Source organism: Alcanivorax sp. HI0044 (assembly GCF_001634945.1).
In genome coordinates this window covers 1-1,001 of record NZ_LWEZ01001804.1, presented here as the reverse complement: position 1 = coordinate 1,001, position 1,001 = coordinate 1, and the positions used below count along the sequence as shown (strand labels likewise).

The following is a 1,001-nucleotide window of genomic DNA, read 5'->3' as shown; positions in this document are numbered from 1 at the left end:
TGGCATGGATTCCGGGGCTGCTCCGGCGAGCGCGGATCTTGACGGCGAAGGCATCACTGACGACGGTATGCAGGATGATGAGACTGATGCCAGCTCCGCTAGCGATCCCCAGGCTGATGGCAGCTCGGCTGAGCAGAGCGATGATGGCTCGTCCATGCTCGCGGCTAATGGTCTGGATCGTCTGCTACTCAGTTTCACCAGCAATTGCTGGATCAAGGTCACCGATGCCACCGGGCGCACTCTGCGCCAGGGCGAGCAATCCGGTGGCGCATCCCTGATGCTGGATGGTAAAGCGCCATTCAGCCTGACTCTCGGTAACGCCGGCGCGGTGGACGAGTTGCTGGTCAACGGCAGCGCTGTCACCTTGCCGACGGATTCCCCCGGTAAAGTTGTGCGAATCTCCGCTCCCTGATTCGCGAGGGTAGAAAACACCATGGAACCGGAAGTTAAAATCCAACGTCGTAAAACCCGCCAAATCATGGTGGGGAATGTCCCTGTCGGTGGCGATGCCCCGATCTCCGTACAAAGCATGACCAATACCGAAACCTGTGATGTGGACGCCACCGTTGGCCAGATCCGCCGTTTACAGGATGCCGGTGTGGATATCGTGCGGGTGTCGGTGCCGTCCATGGATGCCGCGGAAGCCTTTGGCAAAATTCGCAAGCAGGTGGATGTGCCGTTGGTGGCGGATATCCATTACGACTACAAGATTGCCTTGGCGGTGGCTGAGCAGGGTGTGGATTGCCTGCGTATCAACCCCGGCAATATTGGCCGCGAAGACCGTATCAAGGCAGTGATTCAGTGCGCCAAGGACAAGGGATTACCAATCCGTATCGGCGTGAACGCCGGCTCCCTGGAAAAAGAATTACAGCGTAAATACGGCGAGCCCACGTCCGACGCCCTGGTGGAATCCGCCATGCGCCATGCGGACATTCTCGACCGCTATGATTTTCAGGACTTCAAGGTCAGTGTGAAGGCCTCCAACGTCTTCATGACCCTTC

The 1,001-nt window shown here is 58.1% G+C and carries 2 protein-coding genes; both read left to right on the top strand.

The window, feature by feature from the left end; genetic code table 11:
- A partial coding sequence (locus A3730_RS26985) for a helix-turn-helix domain-containing protein (RefSeq protein WP_231884062.1) occupies nt 1-412 on the top strand: 412 nt, incomplete at its 5' end.
- Between the two features lie 21 nt (nt 413-433).
- Nucleotides 434-1,001 (top strand): flavodoxin-dependent (E)-4-hydroxy-3-methylbut-2-enyl-diphosphate synthase (locus A3730_RS26980; RefSeq protein ID WP_197477667.1); only part of this gene is annotated, 568 nt, incomplete at its 3' end.